This is a genomic window from Chromohalobacter canadensis (assembly GCF_029544075.1).
In the GTDB taxonomy this organism is placed as follows: domain Bacteria; phylum Pseudomonadota; class Gammaproteobacteria; order Pseudomonadales; family Halomonadaceae; genus Chromohalobacter; species Chromohalobacter canadensis_A.
The window spans coordinates 391,964-411,511 of the sequence record NZ_JAJQJH010000001.1; the positions used below are offsets into that span (position 1 = coordinate 391,964).

The 19,548-nt window shown below is 62.0% G+C and carries 17 protein-coding genes; 4 read left to right on the plus strand and 13 right to left on the minus strand.

What is annotated here, in order from left to right:
• Positions 1-60 precede the first annotated feature (60 nt).
• Complete coding sequence (gene argC, locus LUN51_RS01935) at positions 61-1,008, minus strand: N-acetyl-gamma-glutamyl-phosphate reductase (RefSeq protein WP_277809895.1); 948 nt, start codon at positions 1,006-1,008, stop codon at positions 61-63.
• Between the two features lie 199 nt (positions 1,009-1,207).
• Between argC and LUN51_RS01940 the strand changes: the two genes are divergently transcribed.
• The 4 genes from LUN51_RS01940 (at position 1,208) to LUN51_RS01955 (ending at position 6,417) form a co-directional block, all read left to right on the plus strand.
• On the plus strand, positions 1,208-1,888 hold the full coding sequence (locus LUN51_RS01940; protein ID WP_277809896.1) for a haloacid dehalogenase type II: 681 nt from the start codon (positions 1,208-1,210) through the stop codon (positions 1,886-1,888).
• Positions 1,885-3,690: a DUF748 domain-containing protein gene (locus LUN51_RS01945; protein ID WP_277809897.1), complete on the plus strand. Its 1,806-nt coding sequence runs from the start codon at positions 1,885-1,887 to the stop codon at positions 3,688-3,690. The genes LUN51_RS01940 and LUN51_RS01945 overlap by 4 nt, the downstream gene beginning before the upstream one ends.
• Before the next feature lie 283 nt (positions 3,691-3,973).
• Positions 3,974-5,137 carry a zinc-dependent alcohol dehydrogenase gene (locus LUN51_RS01950; RefSeq protein ID WP_277809898.1) on the plus strand — a complete coding sequence of 388 codons (1,164 nt, stop codon included), beginning with the start codon at positions 3,974-3,976 and terminating at the stop codon, positions 5,135-5,137.
• A gap of 134 nt (positions 5,138-5,271) precedes the next feature.
• Positions 5,272-6,417 carry an aldo/keto reductase gene (locus tag LUN51_RS01955; RefSeq protein ID WP_277809899.1) on the plus strand — a complete coding sequence of 382 codons (1,146 nt, stop codon included), beginning with the start codon at positions 5,272-5,274 and terminating at the stop codon, positions 6,415-6,417.
• A gap of 65 nt (positions 6,418-6,482) precedes the next feature.
• Here LUN51_RS01955 and LUN51_RS01960 read toward each other — a convergent pair whose 3' ends face one another.
• The 12 genes from LUN51_RS01960 to LUN51_RS02015 form a co-directional block, all read right to left on the minus strand.
• Positions 6,483-7,256, minus strand: a complete 774-nt coding sequence (locus LUN51_RS01960; protein WP_277809900.1) for a zinc-dependent peptidase — start codon at positions 7,254-7,256, stop codon at positions 6,483-6,485.
• A gap of 39 nt (positions 7,257-7,295) precedes the next feature.
• A complete protein-coding gene (locus LUN51_RS01965; RefSeq protein ID WP_277809901.1) occupies positions 7,296-8,882 on the minus strand; it encodes a carbon-nitrogen hydrolase family protein in 1,587 nt (528 codons plus the stop codon).
• A gap of 159 nt (positions 8,883-9,041) precedes the next feature.
• A complete protein-coding gene (gene nhaC / locus LUN51_RS01970; protein WP_277809902.1) occupies positions 9,042-10,484 on the minus strand; it encodes a Na+/H+ antiporter NhaC in 1,443 nt (480 codons plus the stop codon).
• A 43-nt stretch (positions 10,485-10,527) separates the two neighbouring features.
• Positions 10,528-11,850, minus strand: coding sequence for an NAD(P)/FAD-dependent oxidoreductase (locus LUN51_RS01975; RefSeq protein WP_277809903.1), 1,323 nt, complete (start codon positions 11,848-11,850; stop codon positions 10,528-10,530).
• A gap of 313 nt (positions 11,851-12,163) precedes the next feature.
• Positions 12,164-12,835, minus strand: a complete 672-nt coding sequence (locus LUN51_RS01980; protein ID WP_277809904.1) for a GntR family transcriptional regulator — start codon at positions 12,833-12,835, stop codon at positions 12,164-12,166.
• 184 nt (positions 12,836-13,019) lie between these two features.
• The gene (locus LUN51_RS01985; RefSeq protein WP_277809905.1) at positions 13,020-13,967 is read right to left on the minus strand and encodes a dihydrodipicolinate synthase family protein; all 948 of its coding nucleotides are present in this window, start codon (positions 13,965-13,967) and stop codon (positions 13,020-13,022) included.
• 94 nt (positions 13,968-14,061) lie between these two features.
• Positions 14,062-14,997, minus strand: a complete 936-nt coding sequence (locus LUN51_RS01990; RefSeq protein ID WP_277809906.1) for a 4-hydroxyproline epimerase — start codon at positions 14,995-14,997, stop codon at positions 14,062-14,064.
• A 327-nt stretch (positions 14,998-15,324) separates the two neighbouring features.
• Entirely contained in the window at positions 15,325-15,591 is a 267-nt protein-coding gene (locus LUN51_RS01995; protein ID WP_277809907.1) for a DksA/TraR family C4-type zinc finger protein, read from the minus strand.
• Positions 15,592-15,755: 164 nt separating this feature from the next.
• Positions 15,756-16,376 carry a flavin reductase family protein gene (locus LUN51_RS02000; protein ID WP_040242672.1) on the minus strand — a complete coding sequence of 207 codons (621 nt, stop codon included), beginning with the start codon at positions 16,374-16,376 and terminating at the stop codon, positions 15,756-15,758.
• A 112-nt stretch (positions 16,377-16,488) separates the two neighbouring features.
• The gene (locus tag LUN51_RS02005) at positions 16,489-17,301 is read right to left on the minus strand and encodes an ABC transporter ATP-binding protein (RefSeq protein WP_277810179.1); all 813 of its coding nucleotides are present in this window, start codon (positions 17,299-17,301) and stop codon (positions 16,489-16,491) included.
• Positions 17,302-17,357: 56 nt separating this feature from the next.
• Positions 17,358-18,440, minus strand: a complete 1,083-nt coding sequence (locus LUN51_RS02010) for a FecCD family ABC transporter permease (RefSeq protein WP_277809908.1) — start codon at positions 18,438-18,440, stop codon at positions 17,358-17,360.
• Between the two features lie 49 nt (positions 18,441-18,489).
• A complete protein-coding gene (locus LUN51_RS02015) occupies positions 18,490-19,530 on the minus strand; it encodes a FecCD family ABC transporter permease (protein WP_277809909.1) in 1,041 nt (346 codons plus the stop codon).
• Between the last annotated feature and the right edge of the window lie 18 nt (positions 19,531-19,548).

The window sequence follows — 19,548 nt, forward strand, 5'->3', positions numbered from 1 at the left end:
CTCGCTAACGGCAAGCGGCTCCCATTGAGGCATGATCGGCCATGGGTTGAGCCCCGGCGCTCACGCCGAGAGGCCGCTGGCCTCGTCCACGCCCAGGTGCAAGTTCATGCTCTGTACGGCGGCGCCGGCGGCCCCCTTGCCTAGATTGTCCAGCCGAGCGACGAGTGAAACCTGCTCATGGTTGCCGAACACGAACAGGTCGACTCGGTTGGTGTCGTTGCAGCCCTGCACCTCGAAAAAGCCGCCATCTAGATTGGCCGGGTCCTCAAGAGGCATGACGCGGACGAAGGTCTCGCCCGCGTAGTGATCGGCGTAAGCCTTGCGCAGCGCCTCCGCCGTGGTGCCGGGGCTAAGTTGGTCGACATGCAGGGGAATCGTCACCGAGAGGCCCTTGAGGAAGGGGCCGACGATCGGCTGGAAAACCGGGATGCGCTCGAGCCCGCCGTGCACGCGCATCTCCGGCAGATGCTTGTGGGCCAGCCCCATGGCGTAGGGACGTGGGGCGGCAAGACGATCGTCGTGGCCGGCCTCGTACTCGGCGATCAACTTCTTGCCGCCGCCGCTGTAGCCGGTGATCGAATGCGCTGCCAGCGGCGTGTCGGCGGGCAGCAGGCCAGCGTCGACCAGCGGCCGCGTAAGCATGATGAAGGCGCTGGCATGGCATCCTGGATTGGCGATGCGCTTGCTGGCGCGAATGGCATCACGCTGGCCTGGCGTCAGTTCGGGTAGGCCGTAGGTCCACTTGGCATCGGTGCGAAAAGCCGTGCTGGCATCGATCAGGCAAGTTTGGGGATTTTCGAGCAGCGCTGCGGCCTCGCGAGAAGCGGCATCGGGCAGGCACAGAAAGGCCACATCAGCGGCGTTGAGAAGACGTGCACGCTCGGTAGCATCCTTGCGCTTATCGCTATCGATGCGCAGTAGTTCGATATCCTCGCGTGCCTCTAGATAATCCAGCAGCCGCAGCCCAGTAGTGCCTTCCTGACCGTCTACGTATACCTTGAATGCCATGGGAAATTCGTTGCCTCGTTGACCGGGTCCGTACATGCCGACAGCACTTGCCAGCGTATTGTCCTCCATTGTGCGTCGATGCGGCCGCGCTGTCATGTTTCCGGCGTCAATGCGCTTGTCGTGACTCGCAAAAACGACCAATCTGAGAAGGGTCGGGACTTTGCGTCACCCACTGAAAAAAGCGTGATAAGGACGACATATGAATAAGCGTGTATTGGCTTTCGATGTCTATGGCACCTTGATCGACACTCACGGCGTGGTAGAGGCATTGCACACGGAACTGGGCGATACCGAAATGGCATTGCCTTTTTCGCAGCGTTGGCGGGATAAGCAACTTGAATTTGCCTTCCGTCGCTCGCTGATGGGCGCCTATGCAAGCTTCGCCGATTGCACGCGTGATGCGCTGGAATTTACCGACCGCGCCATGGGCAGCCAACTTTCGGAAGTCGCCAAGGACCGGCTGATGGCCCTTTATGGGCGGTTGCCGGCATTTCCCGATGTTGCCAAGGGGTTGGCACGCTTGAGCGATGCCGGCATGTATTGCGTGGCGTTTTCTAACGGCACCCGGGAGGCCGTGACGGAATTGCTGGCGCAGGCGGACATCCGCGAGCGGTTCGATGCCATCGTCAGTGTCGACGATATCAAGCGCTTCAAGCCCGACCCCGCCGTATACGCCTATCTGCGCCAATGCACCGAGTCGAAGGCCGCCGATACCTGGCTGATTTCCAGCAACCCCTTCGACATTATCGGGGCCAAGTACGCCGGCTTGCATGCGGCCTGGGTGCGCCGCAGCGCTGAGGCGCCTTTCGACCCCTGGGGCGATGAACCCGATATGACGGTGAGCGATCTCGATGAGCTTGCCGAGCGCCTGGCGAGGTGAACTCGACGAGACGCGCTCAGCTGCCGCGCCGCCTTGGCATAGGGCTGAGTGTACTGGCGGCGCTGGTGCTGCTTTTTTTGGTCGCCTGGCTGTGGGCGTTGCCAGCGTATATCGACCAGCGCCTTAGCCAGACGCTGGCCGAGCGCAGCGGCCGTCAGGTAACGATCGACGATGTCACCCTTACCCCATGGCGTCACCAGGTGACCCTCGAGGGGCTACGTATCGCCGGCCAGGCCGATACGCCGGTTTTCTCAAGCCAAAGGGTAGTGGCGACTTTCGATTGGCACTCGCTGTTTGAATCGGGTTGGCGCTTCGAGCGAATCGATCTAAAGGCGCCGCGGCTGCAACTGATCTGGCGCTCCGGGGGAGCATGGAACCTGGCCCGGCTATTCGGCGGCGGTGGAGGAGGCGGTTCGGCACCCCTGCGTATCGCCCAGCTCAACGTCAGCGACGGCCGACTGGACTGGATCAACCGGCGCCCCGACGAGCCGTTGACGCTGAGTCTGAAAAGCCTCGATCTAGAGGCGCGCCATTATGACAATAGCGATGATCGCCCCTTCTCTCTGCAAGGTCAGGCGGACTGGAGTGGCGGCATGCTGAAGGGAGAGGGCGAAATGGGCTTCTCGCCCTGGACGGTAGATATCGATCTCCACGCGGAACAGGTACCGCTGACCGTGTTATCGGGCTATCTGGCCCACGCCATGCGCGCCGAGCCGTCGGCAGGCGCGTTGAGCGCACAGATCCGGCTACGTGCAGGCCGCGCCAGTGATGCCGGCACACAAGTCAACGGTCAGGGTGAGGTTGCAGGGCTCGAGATGCGTGATCCTGAGAAGGATCAGTCCATCGCCCGTGCTGAACGCGTCGCCGTGGAGGGACTGAGGTTCGCAAGCGCGCAGCCTGAACTGACCGCCGAACGGGTGTTGCTTGCAGCACCCTGGCTCGATGTGACGATCGATGAACAGCTCGACACTAACCTCACCGCCTGGCGCCCGCCGTCATCGAACGGTGGTTCTGAGGATAGTGGCTCCGCGAGAGGCGGGATGCACTATGCGCTCGACACCCTAGCCATCAAGCATGGTGCGGTGGCCTTCAGCGACCGTCACCTGCCGCGCCCGTTCGAGCTCGATTTTTCGGCATTGAATGGTGAGTGGCGACATCTCAACTCCAACCAGCCGGGTGACGGCCAGTTGTCGCTCGAGGGCCAGGTGGCCTACGGCTCGCCGCTACGCATAGAGGGGACCTTCGACCCGCTCGGTGACGCGCTGAATGGCAACTTGAACTTGCACTTCGAGCGCCTCGATCTCAAGACCCTGGCACCCTACCTGCGCGAGTTCGGTGGCTATGCCGTCGAGCGGGGCCAGGCGACGCTGGATCTCGACTACCGGCTCGAGCAAGGCCGCCTGAGAGCACAGAATCATCTTGTTTTGCATCGGCTCAAGCTTGGTGAAGAGGTTGACGCTTCGGCCACCGATCTGCCGCTCAAGACACTGGTCGGTGTCCTGAAGAGTGACGACGGCACTATTGAGCTCGATATCCCCATGCGCTTGCCACTCGACGACCCAGGATCGGTGGATTTCGGCAGTGTTGCCGGTCAGGCGATTCGTGAGGCGCTTGAGAATCTGGTGTCATCGCCACTGGAAACGCTCTCCGAGGTGGTCGGTGGCAGCGACGACAGTCACCTGGACGATGCAAACGATAATGGTGCAGACACCCGTAGCGGTGAGAGTAATGAGAGCGTCGGAAGTGACGAGAGCAGCAAGGATGCCCCCACACTCTACGAGCGTGCCCGCACCCGCCAGTAAGCGTCCGGCCATTCACCAGGACCACTCACCTGGGCTCGGCGCCACCGGTTCGCAACGGCGGCGTCGAGGGGCTCAGATAAATGTGATCGGGAACGTTCTTGCTTCGGCTCGCTTGACAGTCAAGTAGCTGCTTCCTAGTTTAAAAGAACGCCCCATACGTTTAATTTCATTTTAAATGATTGATATTAAAGGATATATTTTTCTTCGCGCAGATGTCTAAACGTCTAGTGGCAACTGGTTGGGTGTCTGCAGACACGGAGTCAACTAGTGACAAGGAGTCACCATGAAAGCATTGACTTGGCACGGAACGCATGACGTACGCGTCGATAACGTCGATGATCCCACGATTCAAGAACCGCGCGACGCGATCATCAAGATCACTGCAACCGCGATCTGTGGTTCCGATCTTCATCTCTACAATGGCCTGATGGCGGGTATGAAGGAAGGCGACATCATCGGTCATGAATTCATGGGCGAGGTCGTGGAAACCGGCTCGGCGGTGAATAACCTGCAAAAGGGCGATCGCGTGGTGGTGCCTTTCACTATTGCCTGTGGCAGCTGCTTCTTCTGCAACAAGCACCTTTATTCGCTATGTGATGAGTCCAACCCCAACGCTGAGATGGCCGCCAGTGCCATGGGGCACTCGCCGTCCGCGTTGTTCGGCTATTCGCACATGCTTGGCGGTATCCCTGGTGGTCAGGCCGAATACGTGCGCGTGCCTTATGCGGATGTCGGCCCGATCAAGGTCGAATCCGATCTGCGCGATGACCAGCTGTTGTTTCTTTCGGACATTTATCCGACAGGCTATCAAGCGGTCGACAACTGTGACATGGAAGCCGGCGACACCGTGGCCATCTGGGGTTGCGGTCCGGTCGGCCAGTTCGCCATTCGCAGCGCCTGGATGCGCGGCGCGGGGCGGGTGATCGCGATTGATCGCGTGCCGGAACGCCTGAAGCTGGCCAGTGAGAAAGCCGGCGCCGAGGTCATCGACTTTGAACAAGATGACGTCTACAGCAAGCTACTCGAGATGACCGGCGGTCGTGGCCCGGATTGCGGTATCGACTGTGTGGGTGCCGAAGCACACGGGCAGGGCGATCCCGAAGCTGAGCGCCGCAGTGCGGATTCAAGTGAGGAAAATCACCCCAACGCCTTCAACGAGATGACCATGTCGGTACGCAAGGGCGGCCGGCTTTCGCTGCCCGGGGTATATACCGACAAGGTCGATGGCGTCGCGTTGAACGCGCTGATGAACAAGTCGCTGTCGGTCAAAAGCGGCCAGACCCACATGCAGCAGTATCTAAAACCGCTGCTGAGGACGGTGGAGCAGGGGCTGATCGATCCGTCGTTCATCATCACTCATCGCTACCCGCTGGCCCAGGCACCTGAGGCCTACGCCAATTTCAACGCCAAGCAGGATGGCTGCATCAAGGTGGTGATGACGCCGTAAGGCGCCACCGTTCAATTGTCAAGCACCTAACTGACATGCAGGTCATATGCGGAAAAGCGTCGCCATTTCGGTGGGGCTTTTCCGTGGTGCCGTACACGTTTCTCAGCTCCACTGGAATGCCAAGGAAGGGACCCATGCCGAATCGTAGACAATTTTTGACCGGAGCGGCGGCCGCGGCGACCGCAACAGCTGCACCACGCCTGCTGGCCGCTGGGGAAGGTTCCAGTCCGGCCGACACGACTGCGGCCGGTAACGAAGCGGGCCCCATCTCCGAATTGCCCAATAATCCTCCGCTGGCTTCGAAGCTGTTTCCACCCGAGCACAAGTTCGGCGTGGGCGGTACCCAACTGGGTAACATCTTCGAGGTTACGCCCGACGACGAAGCCGAAAACATGCTCGAAGCCTGTTGGGAAAACGGCGTGCGCTATTTCGACACCTCGCCGTTCTACGGCATGGGATTGTCCGAGCGCCGCCTGGGACATTTTCTCAACGACAAGCCCCCGCAGGACTATCTGTTGTCGACCAAGATGGGGCGCCTGTTGAAACCCGACGCATCGGTGGATAGCCAGGGTAACTGGAAGGGCGATCTGAACTTCAGTTACCACTTCGACTATACCGCCGCCGGTACCCGTCGCTCGGTCGAGGACAGCCTACAGCGCTTGGGCGTGCCCAAGCTCGACATCGTCTACATTCACGACCTGACGCCGGGCATGCTGGGCGACGACTGGAGAGAGTCTCTCGAGGTGGCCCGCAAGGGCGCCATGCCCGAGCTGTCGCGCATGCGCGAGGAAGGCATCATCGGCCATTGGGGGATGGGAGTGAACAACATCGAAACCTGCCTGGCGGCCATGGAGGCTTCCGACCCTGACGTGATGCTGCAGGCCACCAAGTACAACCTGATGGATCATGAGGATGCGCTGAATCGCCTGTTTCCCAAGTGCCGTAAGAACGACGTGTCGGTAATCGTCGGCGCGCCGCTGGGGGCTGGCTTTCTCGCTGGAGTGAATCGCTGGTTGTACAGTGGCGGCATCCCCGACGGTTACTGGGAAAAACGCGACCGTATCGCCCGGATCGCCCATCGGCATGGGATCGATCTGCGCACAGTGGCGCTACAGTTCACCGCCGCGCCCGACGTGGTCGCCGCTACCATTCCTGGCGCGCGCAATGCCCAGCAGGCGCGCGAAAACCGGGCTTCGATGACGGCCAAGATCCCCGCCGAACTCTGGCAGGAGCTTAAGAGCGAAGGGTTGATCGCTCAGGACGCACCTACACCGAGCTGATGTGTAGCCCACGCCGGAACGTAAAAGGCGCCGCGGTTGCAGAGTTCGTGTTGCCGTAGCGCCGGTTACTGGTGAGGCATGCGATCCAGAGGTGCCTGCCGGAAGTAGCGTCCCAGCAGTGCGTAGAGCTCAGGATAGGCGGCGTCGAGGATGTCCGGTGCGGTGAAGAAGTACTCGCAGCAGACCGCGAAGCATTCGCCGGGATGGCTGGCGGCATAGTCGTCGATGGGGGGCGCGTCGCCGCGAGCCAGATGCGCTTGAAGGTCTTCCCACACGTCGGTAAAGACGCGGTGCCAGTCACGTGGATCGATATCGCGTGGCAAGGGTGGGAAGCCGTCGGCGTCCAGTGAGTTGCCCATGTCCAGCTTGTGGGCGAACTCATGAATGATGACGTTGAAGCCGCCCCAGTCGCCGCTTTCCTGGATGTCCGACAAAGCCAGGACGATAGGCCCCTGATGCCAGGTCTCGCCGACGCGCTCGTCCTCGAATTCGTGGACCACGCCCGCCTCGTCCATCTCCGCGACCTTGCTGCGGAATGCCTCCGGCAGTACGCGCACCTCATGGACGTTAGCAAAGGCCTCGCGGGCATCGCCCTCCGACCAGTAGAGCGTCATCAGGCAGGCTTGGGCGACTAGCGCCAACCGTGCGGGAAGGTCGAACAACTCGTCGTCGAATAATGAAAGCCGCTTGCGGCGAAGGAAGGCCCAGGCGCGCTCGCCGAGGCGGCGTGCGTCCTCATCGGGTAATGTCATCAATAGCGGTACCCGCGCAAGGCCCTCAGCCCAGGCCTCGGCAGGGAAGTGATGGCGCTCACCGCGCCAGGCGTTCCACCATTTCATGACTGGGCTCCTTCTCGACGTCTCCCACGACGCATCGATTCAAGCGTCTTCCTGGCGCGAGCCGGATGGCCGGCCCCCCGATTTCCACGACCAGTCGCGCCAGCGCAGGTCGAACAGATCCTGGCGGCGGTCCTTCAGGTTGGTGACCGAGCCTTCGTTGCGCACTACTGTGAGACGGGTCAGGTCGAGATCCGAGAACATGATCATCTCGGTATTGGGCGTGGTTTCGGCCAGCACCGCATCGTGGGGGAAGGCGAAGTCCGAAGGCGAGAACACCGAGGACTGTGCGTACTGGATCTCCATGTTCTCGATCGAGGGCACGTTGCCGACACTACCGCAGAGCACCACGTAGCATTCGTTTTCGATGGCGCGTGCCTGAGAGCAGTGGCGCACACGCAGGTAGCCGTTCTTGGTATCGGTCCAGAACGGCACGAAGAGGATGTCCATGTCTTGATCGGCGAGCAGACGTGAGAGCTCTGGAAACTCGACATCGTAGCAAATCAGGATGCCGATTCGGCCGGCATCGGTATCGAAGACCTTTAGGTCATCGCCGCCCTCGATGATCCAGTCGCGGCGCTCTTGGGGGGTGATGTGAAGTTTGGCCTGCGCCTCTATGTCGCCGTCGCGGTGGAAGAGATAGGAGATGTTGTAGAGGTGCCCGTCGTCGTGTTCCTCGATCATCGAACCGGCGATGATGTTGATGTTGTAGGACACCGCCATGCGTGACAGCTCGGTCTTGAAGTGTTCGGTGAAGCCGGCCAGAAAGCGGATGGCAGCGATTTGATCCTGCTGAGCGGCGCGGTCCTGCAGGCCCATCAGCGGCGCGTTGAAGAGCTCCGGGAAGACCGCGAAGTCGCTTTGATAGTCCGACAGCGCATCGACGAAGTACTCGGCCTGCTGCAAGACCGCCTCCACCGAGGAGAACTCGCGCATCTGCCATTGCACCGCGCCGACCCGAATCTGGGTCTTGCGAGTGTCGAGCACTGACTCGGCCGGTTCGAAAAGGATGTTGTTCCACTCGAGCAGGGTCGCGTAGCCCTGAGATTTTTCGTCCTCCGGCAGGTACTTGCGCAACAGCCGCTTGACTTGGAAATCGTTGGCCAGTTGGAAGGACAGGATGGGGTCGTGGATCTCCTTGCGCGAGACCTGATCCAGGTACTCGGCCGGCGACATGTCGCTGGCGTGCTGGTGATAGTTGGGAATCCGCCCGCCGGCAAGGATGGCCCGCATGTTCAACGATTTGCACAGATCCTTGCGGGCTTCGTAGAGGCGCCTGCCGAGCCGGTAGCCGCGATAAGCAGGATCGATCAGCACGTCCAGGCCATACATGGCGTCGCCTTTGGGGGCGTTGAGGATGATCTCCCGCTGATCCATCAGATCGTCGTAGCGGTGCGGGTTGGAAAACTCCTCATAGTCGACGCGGGCAGTCAAGGCCACGCCGACCAGTGTCTCGTCATCCTCGATGACGATCTGTCCGTCGGGGAACTCGCTGATCAAACGCTCGATGGTGCGCTGCGGCCAGGCGCCGCCGAGATCGTGATAGACACGATCCATCAGCGTCTTGAGCTGTGGATAGTCCTCGGGCGTCAAGTTGCGAAGGTTGAGGTGAAGATCGTCGAGGGACATGGCGGCGTCCTGCATTGCGGATACGAAAGTGAGCGCTAGTGTATCACGCGGGGGCGTGGCCCATGAGCCAATGGCTGGGTAGTGGAAAGCCCCTTGCGACCGAAAAAGCCCTGCACGAAGCAGGGCCTGTCGGGTGACTAAGGAGCTACTGGCGACGTGCTAGGAGGCCTGGAAGTTTTGCCGCGCGTTGGCGTTGCCTTGGCTATCCGCCTTGGGCTGGGTCCGCCAGATGGCGATGTTGGCGTAGCCGTAGAAAATCGTGATCGCGATCACCAGCATGTGGTACCAGAGGAAGGGCAGGTAGGACATGGTCGAGACACCCAGAGTCGTGGCCATGAATACACCGCCGTCGGTCCACGGCACCATGGGGGTGGTGATGGTGCCGCCGGCTTCGGCATTGCGCGAGAGCACTCGCCGATCCACGCCCTGATCGTCATAGTTCTTCTCGGTGATGGTACTGGCGGTAATCAAAGAGACATAAGCCGCGCCGCCGAAGAAGTTGCCGAAGAAGCCGCCCAACATGGTCGATACCGTCAAGCGTCCCGGGTTATTGGCCCAGCGCAAGAACCCATTGCTGATAGCTTTGAGGATGCCCACTTGACTCATCAATCCGCCGAGTCCCAAGGCAAACAGAATCAGTGCCACGACACTGAGCATGGACTCGATGCCGCCGCGATTGAGCAGGGTGTCCAGAAACTCCACGTCGGATTGCATGTCGTTGCCCACGTAGGCGATGCGAATGGCATCGATGGGACCGGTCCCCTGTGCCCACCAGGCGCAGATGCTGCCCAGAACCGCCCCGAAGGTGATGACCGGAATGGCCGGATAGCGGCGAGTCAGCAACCCGATCACGATCGCCGCCGGCAGTAGCAGCCAGGGACTGATGGTGAAGTTGCTCTCGAGCGCTTGCATGGCGACAGTGGCGCGTGAGGTGTCCACGTCACCGCTCACATAGAAGAAGCCGACGACCAGGAACAGAATGGAGGCAACCGGAATGGCGAGGGCGCTGACCGTCAGCATGGAACGGATATGATCGATCAGATTGACCTTGCACAGCGAGGCGGTCATCACCGTGGTATCGGACAGCGGCGACATCTTGTCGCCGACGTAAGCGCCGGAGATGACCGCACCGGCTACCAGTGGGAGCGGAATGCCGAAGCTGTGACCGATGCCCATCATGGCGACGCCGGCGGTGCCCGCAGTCCCGAAGGAGGTGCCGGTGGATAGCGAGGTCAGGGCGCAGATGACGAACGCGGCGAACAGGAATATCTGCGGGTTCATGACCGTCAACCCGTAGTAGATGATGCTGGGCACGATGCCCCCTGCGATCCAGGTGCCGATCAGCGCGCCGACGGTGGTCAGAACCAGTACCGCCTCCATGCCGTTATGAATGCCGTCGATGAGGCCTCGCTGCATGTCGGCATAAGCCATCTTGAGCTTGAGGCCGAGTGCCATGACCAGGAACCAGGAGGCGAACAGCGCAAGCTGGATGGGAAGGCCGAGTACGTTGATGCTGAGGAACATGATGGCGATGAAGCCCACCATGACGGCCAGCACCTCTATCATATTGGGCAGTCTTGCGGGGCTTTGGGATGAGGACATGATGTCTCCTTTGATCTTGTTGTCTTGGATGAATGTATGACGCTTAAAAGCGATCGAGCCGATAGGGTTTCAGCTCGGGAAGTGCTCGGTCGTGGGCAGAGGGAGTGCGCCGGGATGTACCAGAGCCCGTGGCGTCTGACGTTGCCAGCTCTGCTATCAGCTCAGCCGTAACCGCGGCCTGGGTAAGCCCCAGATGGTGATGCCCGAACGCCAGCAGTACCCTGCCGTCTTGCGCGCTATCGATGATGGGTAGCGAATCGGGAAGCGAGGGGCGAAAGCCCATCCAGGGCGTTGCCTCGGTGGTATCGAGTGGCGTCTTGAAAAGACCCTGACTCAAGCGATGCAGCTGCCAGGCCCTTTCCATGTTGGGCGGTCGCTTCAGCCCCGCGAATTCGACGGTGCCTGCCAGGCGCAGGCCGTCCAACATCGGTGTCATGATGAAACGACGCTCCAGCGATGTGACCGCCGTGGGCAGACGCGATTGCTCGCCGGGGAGCATCAAGTGGTAGCCACGCTCCGTATCCAGCGGTACCCGCGTACCGGTAAGGCTGGCGGTAAGCGGTGCCGAGTGAGCGCCACAGGCCACCAACACCTGGCGGCCGTGGAGCCGCCCCAGGGCGGTCGTCTCGAGTGTGACTCCCTGGGCATGAACGTGGCCGGAGACGACTTCGTCTTGGCAGAATTTGACGCCCTCGGCCTTGGCGGTGGCCACCAGGCGCTGGACGACCGCTAGCGGGTCGACGACGTGACCGGTCGAAGGGAAGAACAGGCCTCCGCGAATCGACTCGGACAGTTGCGGCGCCACATCGCGGATGGCGTTTCCCGACCAGGATTCGACCGGCACGCCCTGCGCCGCCATGCGGGACTGCAGTGCTTGCAGGTCGGCCAATGAGCTTTCCTGCTCGTAGACCATGAAGGAGCCATCTTCCTTCAACAGGTGAGCGCCATCGACCGTGTCGAGGAGCCTGCGCCAGGCGTCGAGGCTCGTCTCGTTGAGTGCACGAAGCCCACTGACGCTGGCCTGGTAGGGGGCTGGGCGCAGATTCGACAGCAAGCGGGTGAACCAGGGCAGCGCCCGGGGAAGATAACGCCAATCCAGGCGTAGCGGCCCCGTGGGATCCATCAGCATGCCAGGCAGGCGTTTGAGGATCGACGCATCGGCGATGGGAAAGACCTGCTCGGTCGCCATGTGGCCCGCATTGCCAAAGGAAGCCCCCATGCCCGGCGCCTGCTTGTCCACCACCATCACGTTCAAGCCTCGGCGACTCAGCGTGAGGGCGCTGGCGATACCAACCACGCCGGCGCCGATGACGGTGACGTCGGCGTAATTGGTACCGTCGTGAAAAGCTTGATCCTGTGAGCCCATGGAGGTTTCCTCGTGGGTGGCGCACTTTGTCTTTGTCGATTGTATAAAATATAAGATATGTCGTTGTCGGCTTCAATACCGCGTCGACCAAAGTCGAGACGTATCACGTGAATGACGTTATTGGCGGTGGATGACGGCGGGGCATGGGGCTGCCTCAGCGCCTTGGGTGGGCACTTCGGGCGAGTAAAAAGGGAGATATCGACACGCCGGCGCTGGCTCGAATGATGGCCGAAGGTCCGACGCGGGGTGGTTGGATAGTGTTGAAGAGAAACGCTAGCGCTTGATGGGCGAGAGCCGGTTTATGAGGCGCCGATCATGATGTTTCGGGCTGTTTAGCGCGCTCTTCCAGCAGGGCGACGATGCCTTCGCAGGCTTCCTGAATATGCGTCTTCAACAACTCACAAGCCTTGTCGGCATCGCCCTGACGCGCCAGTTCGAGCAGTCCGTGATGCTCCTGTTCGGCCTTCTCGATTTCCTGTGTGTAGACCAGTTGCATGCGAATGTAGCGATCGGACTTGGTGTTCAACTGGCTAATCAAGGAGAGAGTTTCAGGTAGCTCGGCCGGGGCGTAAAGCGCCTGATGGAAGGCGAAGTTATACTCGCTCCAGTTATCGATGTCGCCGCCGGAATTCAGCGCTTTATCGTACTTGAGCAGGATGTCTTCGGCCTTTTTCAGATCCGCGTCGGTGAGGCCATTGATGGCGTGGCGCAGCACGTAGGTCTCAAGCAAAACGCGCAGATCGAAAAGTTCGCGAATCTTGGCCACCGAAAGCTCGGTGGTGAAGGCACCTCGGTGGGCATGAAACTCGACAAGTCCTTCGGATTCCAGGGTCAGCAGGGCTTCGCGAACAGGGATGCGACTGACATCGTAGTCATTGGCCAAGGCATCCTGACGCAACTGGGTACCGCCCTTGAATTCCCCGCCCAATATGCGCCCGCGCAGGTCGTCCGCGACGAATTGCGCCCGTGTCTTGTAGGTCGCCATAGTCTGCCTCTGCCGAAGGAGTGATTTTGCACACTGTATACAAACTGCAATGAATGTCCATGACGAGGCCGTCTTCCATGGCTTGGTCATAAGTCCACGCCTTGGAGGATCCCTGTGTGTCGAGCCGAGGGCCGTTCATCGAGGCGCGGGGCAGACTCCTCGGCATCGACCTGTGATGTATCGCTCAGGCGCCGTCGTGGGCGGCCGACCAATGGGCGTACCAAGTACGGAACAGATCGTACTGGGCTTCAATGTAATGACGCTGGGCGTCGCTAAGCACGTCGGTTTCATTGAAATGAAGCGTGTACTCGTTTTCGCCGTTAAGGACCATCAGGTGCTTGTAATAAAGCACCAAATCGGCGCCTTCGTCGAAGGAAGACAGCACGCCGAGGGCTTCTTCGAGCTCCTTGGCTTGGCGGCGTGCGACGACGTCCCCCTGGGCGGCTTTCTTGCTGAGTGCGACGAGATGCAATACTTCACGGGGCAGGGCGTTTCCGATACCGGTGATGGCGCCGGTGGCGCCGCAGTTGACGAAGCCGTGATATACGGTGGTGTCGACGCCGACCATCAGGGTGACGTCCCGGTCTTGGGAAGTGATGTGTTCCGCCGCGTAACGCAGGTCATCGGCGCCGCCGAACTCCTTGAAGCCGATCAAGTTCGGGTGTTGGGCGCGCAATTCGAAGAACAGGTCGGCGCGAGTGGCGAAGCCATAGTGCGGACTGTTGTAGATCACGGCCGGCAGGTTGGGTGCAGCGTCCAGAATGGCCGAGAAGTGAGCCTTCTGCGCGGTGGCGGACGTGCCGCGGGACAGGACGCGGGGAATGGCCATCAGTCCATGCGCGCCGACCTTGGCCGCATGCGCCGCATGGGAAACAGCTTCCTTGGAGTTGACCGCACCGGTGCCGACGATGGTCGGGATGCCCGCTTCGACCAGCCGTGCGACGCCTTCCTGACGTTGCGTTTCGCTCAGCAGCGGCCAGTCGCCCATGGAGCCGCAGTACACCACGCCGCTCATTCCCAGTTCGATCAGTTCACGGCCCTTGGCGACCAGAGCGTCGAAATCTGGCTGGCGGTCGGCGGTGCAGGGCGTCATCAGTGCGGGAATGCAACCGGTAAAGATGGCATCGTTCATCGTTGTTCCTCTAAGGTTGGTCTATTGCATGCAAGAAGCTCAGCGCAGCGGTATCGCCGTGATGACCGGCGCTGAATCGTCGAGAGAAGTTGGGTTACTGACGCGTGATGCCCCAGGCGAACGGGTCCTGCTCATCGATCAGTAGGGTGGCGTCGGCGCTGAGATAGGCGCGTCCCTTGATCGAAGGACGAATGCGCTCGCCCTCCCATTCGTAGGAGGCCTCGAAGCGGCTGCCGCAGATGCTTGCCTGAGTCCAGGTCTGCCCCGGTGCCAGCCTGCCATCGGCGGCGAGACAGGCGAGCTTGGCGCTGGTGCCGGTGCCGCAGGGCGAGCGGTCATAGGCCTTTCCGGGGCACAGCACGAAGTTACGGCTGTCGGCTTCGCGGTCGTCGCAGAAGAGCTCGATGTGGTCGATGACGCCGCCGTTTTCCCCGGTGATCGATTGGGCCTCCAGTGCCTGACGAATGGCCCAGGTGTAGTCGGTGAGAGCCTCGACGTTGTCGAGTTCGATGGCCATGCCGTGATCGCTGACCAGGAAGAACCAGTTGCCGCCCCAGGCAATGTCGCCGTGGATAACGCCGTACCCCGGCACCTCGACGGGGACCCGGCGGCGATGGCGGTAGGAGAGGACATTGCGCACGGTCACGGCGCCGTCGTCATGCAGCGTGGCGTTGATGGGGCCCGCCGGCGTATCGATCTTGTGGCACCCCGGCGTCATCTGCCCCAGGTGATGCAGTGATGCCACCAGCCCGATGGTGCCGTGGCCGCACATGCCGAGATACCCGCTGTTGTTGAAGAAGATGACCCCGCAACTGGCATCGTGGGACTCGGGCGCGCAGTACAGCGCGCCGACCAGTACGTCGTGCCCACGCGGTTCCAACATGACGGCCCGTCGCCATGCATCGTGATTGTCGCGGAAGTCGTCGCATTTCTCGGCGATGGTGCGACCCGAAAGCGCCGGTATGCCTTCCATGACCAGTCGTGTCGGCTCTCCCGCCGTGTGGGAGTCGATGACGTGAATGCGTTTCATAAGGCACCTTCATTCGATCTTGTTAGGTTTTATATTTTATACAATCTTCAAATGGATTTGTGAAGCCATGGTCGACGATAGTCTTCCCTGGAGGAGTCCGGGATACAGGTCGAGAGGAGAGTGGACTCGTACATGCTGCAGCCAGCCCTGGATCGGCGAGGAAGACACCGTTTGAACGGATGGAAGCAGGAGAAATGTGATCGGCAAAGGGGAAGGAAAGTGGGTGACCGCAACGGCCGAGCGCCCGATCAAGACGTGGCATATCACGCCCGCTCGACGTCACACAGGTAGGTTCAGACGTGCAAGAAGGGGGCGTCAGACAAGGGGCTAGCGCAACTGGCTGTCCTTGCTGCCGCGTCGATTGTATCCACTGACGGTGGTGCGCTGCTTGTCGCGCTCGCTCTGACATGCGATGCACAACCGCACGCCCTTTATCGCTTCACGTCGTGCCTGTGGAATCAGGTCGCCGCATTCTTCGCAGTATTCGAGGCTTTCCCCGCTGGGTAGCTCGCTACGCGCGCGTTCCAGGGCGTCCTCGATGGTGCTGTCGATCTGCTCCTGGACGGCGCCGTCTTTTGACCATCCGCCTGCCATGTTCTGCCTCCTTCATGGTTAACGGTCGTTTCGGGAAGGTTGCCATTTGCGCCCCTTTGCGTCGCTCATGCAACGTCGGGGCACTGACAGTATGGAACAACAAGTATGGGACAACACGGGCGGCGGCACATGCTCGCATTCAAGCGCCGATGCCGAGGGTGTCGTTATTTCGGGCGAGCCATCTTGAAGTTCTGCTCGGCGCTGATCTCGAAGTAATCGGCGGGGCCGCCGCCACGCAGGATGGGGTGGGCTGCGGCGGTTTGGTAGACGCCCTCGTGAAGCAGTTGCTTGTCGATGTGCACGCCGACGACTTCGCCCAGCACCAGCCAAGTCTCGAGCGACTCACCGGCGGCGGAGTGGAGCTGAATCACCTGACTCAACCGACACTCGAAGGCGACGCGAGCTTCGGCGACGTGAGGCACGTCGACGACCTGGGAAGCGCGCGGCGTGAGGCCGGCTAGCGCGAACTCGTCGACCTCGGGTGCCACACTGGCGCAGCTGGCGTTCATCTGCTCGGCGAGCGGTCGGGTCGCCAAGTGCCAGCAAAACTCGCCGGTGGCGGCGATGTTACGCACGCTGTCCTTATAGCCGATGCTGGAGAAGCCCACGATTGGCGGGGTGTAATTGAAGGCATTGAAGAAACTATAAGGCGCCAGGTTCAAGTGGCCGTCGCGATCCTGGGAGGAAACCCAGCCGATGGGTCGCGGTCCGACGATGGCATTGAATGGATCGTGAGGCAGCTCGTGTCCTTGGCGTGGCTCGTAGAAGTGAAACGTATCACGCATGGTGTTTTCCTTGCTGACGGCGAAAGGCGTGGCACCAGGCCTGTCGCCCGTTGCCGGATATGGCGTGATGGTAGCCAGAGACGTGCGTTGGTGATAGGGCCACCGATGTCCGCTAGGTCGCACTGCCGTCGAGGGCGTCGCGCGTTCGGCGAACGTTGGTGAGAAGCGGCGCACCCGTGGCGGGGTCCGTGATCAGCGAGCACTCGACACCGTACAGTCGCCTGACCAGCTCAGGTGTGACCGTCTCGCCGGGCAGCCCCTCGGCGATGACATGGCCTTGGTGCATGGCAATCAGGTGGTCGGCGTAGCGACATGCGCTGACCAGGTCGTGGATGACCATGACGATGGTCTTGCCCGAGGCGGCGAGTGATTGGATGAGCTCATAGACTTCGACCTGATGGCCGAGGTCGAGCGCCGAGGTGGGTTCGTCGAGCAGCAGCGTTGCGGTCTGCTGGGCGATGGCCATGGCGATCCACGCGCGTTGGCGCTGGCCCCCGGAAAGCGCGTCGACGGGACGCTGGGCAAGCGGCGTGAGCCCTGTCATATCCAGTGCTTCATCGACGATACGTTTGTCCTCGAGGGACCATTGGCGCAGCCAGCTCTGGTGCGGATGCCGACCGAAGCGCACCAGTTCAGCGACGGTCAACGCCTCGGGGGCATGCGGCTGCTGCGGCAATAGTGCCAGCCGCTTGGCCAGTTGGCGGGTCGGCTGGTGCCGGATGTCCGTGCCGTTGAGCAGCACCGTGCCGCCCCGGGGTTTGAGCAGCCGCGACAGCCCGGCCAGCAGTGTCGACTTGCCGCAGCCATTGGGGCCAACGATGGCCGTGACCTGGCCAGCGGGTAGTTGCAGGTCGAGATCCTCGATGACCGCGACCGAGCCGTACGCCAGCGACAAGCCCTGAGTCGCCATATCCGGCGCCGTCATATCCGGTGCGGTGTCGGGCTGAGCAGTGTCACGCTCGCAGGCTGGGGCGTCGTGTGTCATGGCGCGGTCCTGGCATTGGGGTTCAAGAGTATCCACAGCAGTAGTGGGCTGCCGATCAGGGCGGTGACGATCCCCACGGGGATCTCGATGGGTGCGAGCAGCATGCGCCCGAGCAGGTCGGCGGCGACCATGACCACCGCCCCGGCGAGGGTCGCTCCGACCACGGGTACCGTGTTCTTGGCGCTGAGCTGACGCGCAAACTCCGGGCCGATCAATGCCACCATTCCCACCGGTCCCGCGACCGCCACGGCGAGCCCGGTGAGAATCACCGCGACGCTCAGGGCGGCCATCCGGCAGCGTCCCGCCGCGATGCCCAAACTGATGGCGACGGCGTCGGAAAGTCGCAATACGGTGAGCGAGCGGGTCAGCCATATGCCAGCCAGCAACGCGGGCGGCAATGCCAGGGACAGGCTCAGTACTGCGTGATCGGGGCGGGCATTGAGGCTGCCTACCGTCCACGGGTAGGCCGCATTGGCGGCGTCGATGGAGACCCGCGTCAACATGAGTTGGGTTAGGGCACCAAAGACGGCCCCGACGCCGATGCCGGCGACCAGGAAGCGATACCCGCGCACGCCGATGCGGCCCGTCAAGCCGAAGGTGAGTGCTGCGGCGACGGCGGCGCCGGTCAGGGCCATGGCCGGTGGCGCCAGGCTGATGCCGGTGCCCACCACAGAGGCCACGGCAAAGGCGGTGGCGCCGTTATCGAGACCGACGATCCCCGGCGTCGCCAGGCGGTTGCGCGCGACGGTCTGCATCAGGCAACCGGCCAGCGCAAAGGCGCCACCGGTAACGATGCCTGCAATCACGCGTGGCAAGCGCAATTCTTGAATCACGAAGGTGTCGAGTGGGCTGCCGTCGCCTAGCAAGGCGCGAAGCGTCGCCGGCAGCGATAGCGACGCGGCGCTGCCGATATTCAGTGAGGCGCCTGCCAGCAGTATCAGGAGCCCTAACAGCAGCAGATTGGCGAGCAGGTTGCGCTTGTCGACGATCACGCGCAGCGGGGAGCGCTGGCCCAGCGGCAACGCGAGGTAATACTTATCCTGGCGCACTGCGTTCGGGGTATCAGCGGGGGACGTCATGGCGTGTCCCATGGAAGATGTCGTGGATACAGAGTCGGGCATAAACGGCCTAGAGCGTCGGCAGCCGGCGGCCACGCACCACGCCGATCAGTACCGGAGCACCGATCAGCGCCGTGAGCACGCCCAGCGGGAGTTCGGAAGGCGGCACCACGAGCCGCGAGACGATATCCGCGCTGACGACGACGATAGGGCCCAACGGCAGGCATAACCATAGCGTGCGCCGAATGTCGGGGCCGGCCAGTGCGCGTGCGGCGAAGGGGACTACCAGCCCTACGAAGGCGATGGGGCCGGCCGCGGCGGTGGCGCCACCCACTAGAAGGGCGACGACCACGATTACCAGCAGACGCACGACGCGAGGATGATGCCCGAGCCCGATGGCGACGTGCTCACCGAGCGCCAGCGCCGCCAGTGGGCGCGCGAGGAGGATGGTCAGCAATGTGGCCACTCCCAGGGTGGGGAATAGCGGCACCAGGTCGTCGAGTTGGCGGCCAGCGAGGCTGCCCACCACCCAGAAGCGAATTTCATCCGCCGTGTGCTGGTCGTAGAGGAGGATCAGCGACGATAACGAATGCAACAGGCCCGACAGGATGGCGCCGGCCAGGATGAGGCGGATGGGATCACTGCCGATGCCTTGCAGGCGCGCGGCAGCAAGTACGCAGAGACAACCGCCCAGGGCACCGAGTTGGGCGACCGAGACGCGTAGCGTGGCGGTATCGGCGCCCCACAGGATCGCCAGCGTCACGGCGAATGCAGCCCCTGCGCTGACGCCCAGCAGCCCGGGTTCCGCCAGCGGGTTGCGCGTTACGGCCTGAAGTAACGCGCCCGCGATACCCAGTGCGGCGCCCACCACCAGGCCGATCCACAGCCGGGGGGCGCGTAGCTCGGCGATCACGAAATGAGCCTCGCTATCGTATGAAGCGGCGGCGCCCAAGTCCTGCAGTGCTTGCCAGGCGCGTGCAGGGCCGACATCACCGGCCCCATACAGCAAGCTCAACAGCGCAATGGCGGCCAGCAGTCCGCTCAAGCCAAGCCACAGGCCGATCAATGAGCGCGGCTTGCCGAATGACAGGCAATGAGTCAGGACACGCATGAGAGCATCGTCACCATC